The sequence below is a fragment of the Citrobacter sp. wls613 genome (genome assembly GCF_005281195.1).
In the GTDB taxonomy this organism is placed as follows: Bacteria; Pseudomonadota; Gammaproteobacteria; order Enterobacterales; family Enterobacteriaceae; genus Citrobacter; species Citrobacter gillenii.
Map to the genome: position 1 here is coordinate 1,432 of NZ_SZXN01000006.1, position 3,914 is coordinate 5,345.

2 protein-coding genes are annotated in these 3,914 nt (G+C 47.2%); both read left to right on the forward strand.

The genetic code is table 11. The annotated features are described in order from the left end of the window. The first annotated feature begins 509 nt into the window (after positions 1 to 509). Positions 510 to 2,507, forward strand: coding sequence for a choline BCCT transporter BetT (betT, locus tag FDX01_RS00935; RefSeq protein ID WP_008502232.1), 1,998 nt, complete (start codon positions 510 to 512; stop codon positions 2,505 to 2,507). Between the two features lie 63 nt (positions 2,508 to 2,570). Then, positions 2,571 to 3,848 (forward strand): DUF2254 domain-containing protein, encoded by a 1,278-nt coding sequence (locus FDX01_RS00940; protein WP_053504456.1) that lies wholly within the window; start codon positions 2,571 to 2,573, stop codon positions 3,846 to 3,848. The last annotated feature ends 66 nt before the right edge of the window (positions 3,849 to 3,914 follow it).

The window sequence follows — 3,914 nt, forward strand, 5'->3', positions numbered from 1 at the left end:
ATCAGGGGAAGTCCCTTCCATTCGTTAAGCCTGTTTTTTGAACAGATCGCGCTATCGCAATAGGGTGTACTCCCGCGCTATACAGCGTTTTCAGGGGATTTTGTCTTAATCGGATAACCTAAATGCGATACAGCAAGAGCGACAACCTAAAAGCGATAGCCACTGACGATAAATCAATCACTTACGTATCCGAATTGGTTAAATAATGTGCTTAACGTACAAAAATTTCCGATCTCCAAACTGACCCCTTAAAGCCCGCTTTACGCAACATCAGACGTTAGTAAGTCATTCTCAATATTGCTCTAATCAAAGTGAATCCCCAGATCTGATGCAATTTATGCAAATCAAATGCTCCAGAAGACGGCTGGCAGACTATCAACAGGATATCTGTATGGCCACTCTTGCACTCTGCATTCCGATTGACGCCGCATCGTAAGTTGAAGTTTGCTAATCTTTGAGATGTAGTACCCTCTATACAGTGCGGATTTTAATTAATGGAATAAATGATTATGAGTGAAAATGATACAATCCAAAAGAAGTCTAAAAGCCAGATTAACAAAGCGGTATTCTTTACATCTGCTTTGTTAATTTTCCTTCTTGTCGCCTTTGCCGCTGTATTCCCGGATGTCGCCGACAAAAATTTTAAACTACTTCAGCAACAAATCTTCACGAATGCCAGCTGGTTCTACATCCTTGCAGTGGCCCTGATTCTACTGAGTGTCTCGTTCCTGGGACTCTCACGCTACGGTGATATCAAACTGGGTCCGGACCATGCGCAGCCTGATTTTAGCTATCACTCCTGGTTTGCGATGCTTTTCTCGGCAGGGATGGGGATCGGCCTGATGTTCTTTGGCGTTGCTGAACCTGTGATGCATTATCTTTCACCTCCTGTCGGCACTCCAGAGACCGTTGCGGCAGCGAAGGAAGCAATGCGCCTGACGTTCTTCCACTGGGGCCTGCACGCATGGGCAATCTATGCCATTGTGGCACTGATCCTGGCCTTTTTCAGTTACCGTCACGGTCTGCCTTTAACGCTGCGTTCCGCACTTTATCCCATTATTGGCGAGCGCATATACGGACCTGTAGGCCATGCGGTTGATATTTTCGCCGTTATTGGCACCGTCTTTGGCGTTGCGACATCGCTGGGGTACGGTGTTTTGCAGGTGAATGCTGGTTTGAATCATCTTTTCGGGGTGCCTATTAATGAAACGGTGCAGGTGATTCTAATCGTTGTCATCACTGGTTTAGCGACGATTTCGGTGGTGTCCGGCCTGGACAAGGGAATACGTATACTGTCTGAGCTCAACCTGGGCCTGGCAGTGCTGCTGCTGGCGCTGGTCCTGTGTCTGGGACCAACCGTGCTTCTGCTGAAGTCATTTGTGGAAAATACGGGCGGTTATCTTTCTGAACTGGTGAGTAAAACTTTTAACCTTTATGCGTATGAACCTAAGTCGAGCAACTGGCTGGGGGGCTGGACATTACTGTACTGGGGATGGTGGCTTTCATGGTCGCCGTTTGTGGGGATGTTCATCGCAAGAGTCTCGCGCGGTCGAACCATTCGCGAGTTTGTCACCGGCGTGCTGTTTGTTCCCGCCGGCTTCACGCTCATGTGGATGACGGTGTTTGGTAACAGCGCAATCTATCTCATTATGCACCAGGGGGCGGCTGATCTCGCCAATACCGTTCAGCAGGATGTCGCGCTGGCCCTGTTTAATTTCCTGGAGCATTTCCCGTTTTCTTCCGTGCTGTCATTTATTGCAATGGCGATGGTCATTGTCTTCTTTGTCACCTCGGCTGACTCCGGGGCAATGGTTGTTGATACGCTGGCATCGGGTGGCGTCGCTAACACGCCTGTATGGCAGCGAATTTTCTGGGCCTCGCTCATAGGGATTGTGGCAATCGCACTGCTGATTGCGGGGGGACTGAGCGCGCTGCAAACCGTGACAATAGCGAGCGCATTACCTTTCTCAGTGATTTTACTGATATCCATATACGGATTATTAAAAGCCCTGCGTCGGGATTTGACCAAGCGTGAAAGCCTGAGCATGGCGACTATTGCTCCGACTGCAGCGCGTAACCCGATTCCATGGCAGAGACGCTTGCGCAATATCGCTTATCTGCCAAAGCGCTCTCTTGTGAAACGCTTTATGGGCGACGTTATCCAGCCCGCCATGACGCTGGTTCAGGAAGAACTGAATAAACAGGGAACGATAAGCCATATAAGTGATACTGATGACGAACGAATTCGGCTTGAAGTCGATTTGGGCAATGAGCTGAACTTTATTTATGAAGTGAGACTTCGTGGCTATAACTCACCGGCTTTCGCCATGGCTGCAATGGACAATGACGAGCAGCAGGTTGAGCAACATCGATATTATCGCGCTGAGGTCTATCTGAAAGAAGGCGGTCAAAACTATGATGTGATGGGCTGGAATCAGGAACAGCTGATTAATGACATACTGGACCAGTACGAAAAACACCTGCACTTCCTGCACCTCGTTCGTTAATACAAAAATGCCGTCCTGCCGGGCGGCATTTATTTTCCCGAACTTAATACAAGGATATGCTGAATGATTTTACGCTGGCAATGGATTCTCAGGCAGACACTTAAAAAGCTATGGTTCAGGGCAACGTTATTTGCAATGGTAGCAATAATAACGGCCCTTTTATCTATTCTTTTTAGATCAATGATCCCAGAGTCAGTATCAGTGAAGGTTGGTGCGGAAGCAGTTGATAATATTCTGAACATACTGGCATCGAGTATGCTGGCGGTGACCACATTTTCACTGAGTATCATGGTCACCGCTTACGGTTCAGCCACTACTAATGTGACGCCCAGAGCCACGCGTTTAGTTGTAGAAGACGTAACCACACAAAATGTACTGGCCACTTTTATCGGTTCTTTTCTCTTCAGCCTGGTAGGGATTATTGCCCTCAATATGGGAGCCTACGGAGAAAGGGGTAGAGTCATTTTATTCATTGTAACACTGGTTGTCATTGCCTTAATAATCATCACATTGCTTCGCTGGATACAGCATTTGACCTCTCTGGGCAGGGTAGGTGAGACAACAGCAAAAGTAGAACAGGCGGCGATCGAGACATTTATTGCGAGAGCAAAAAGTCCATGTCTTGGCGGATATCCATGGCTTGAGAACAATGAACAACCAAAAGGAACTGTTGCCGTATATCCGGAGAAAATTGGCTATGTTGAATATATTGACATGGTCAAGCTCGGCAGTCTGCTGAGCAATGATCCTCGTCATGTATATCTTGTGGCGCAGCCAGGCAGTTTCATACATCCATCGATGCCAGTTTTGTACCTGAGTTCTGGTCAGGAGTCATCAATCTGTACCGATTTACTTGAAACGATCATTGTCTCGGATGTGCGTTCATTTGCTCAGGATCCCCGATTCTGTCTCAGCGTCATGGCCGAAATAGCCTGCAGGGCCCTTTCGCCCGCAGTAAACGATCCCGGTACTGCGATTGATGTCATTGGCAGAGGTGTTCGAATACTCTCCGCTTACGCGCAGAATAAAATAGATGAAACTGAAGTGATATATCCTTCAGTACATGTTGCGCCACTTCAGATCAAAGACCTACTGGAAGACTTTTTCTTACCTGTTGCACGTGATGGTGCGAGTATGAGGGAGATTCAGATAAGAGTCCTTAAAGGACTGTCTATGCTGAGTAAGGGTTGGCCTGGGATGTTTGCTGAAGCCGCACATATACTGGCATCTGAAACATTAGAGCATGCAACTCGTACTGGTCATATAGCCCATGACGAATATCTTATAAAATCAATTTATTATAATTTATTCAGTGGCGAAAATCCTAATAAAAAACCATAGTTGCGGGACAAAGGATTTGTCCTCTGGCAAGGTGGGTGATGCTGCCAACTTACTGATTTAGTGTAT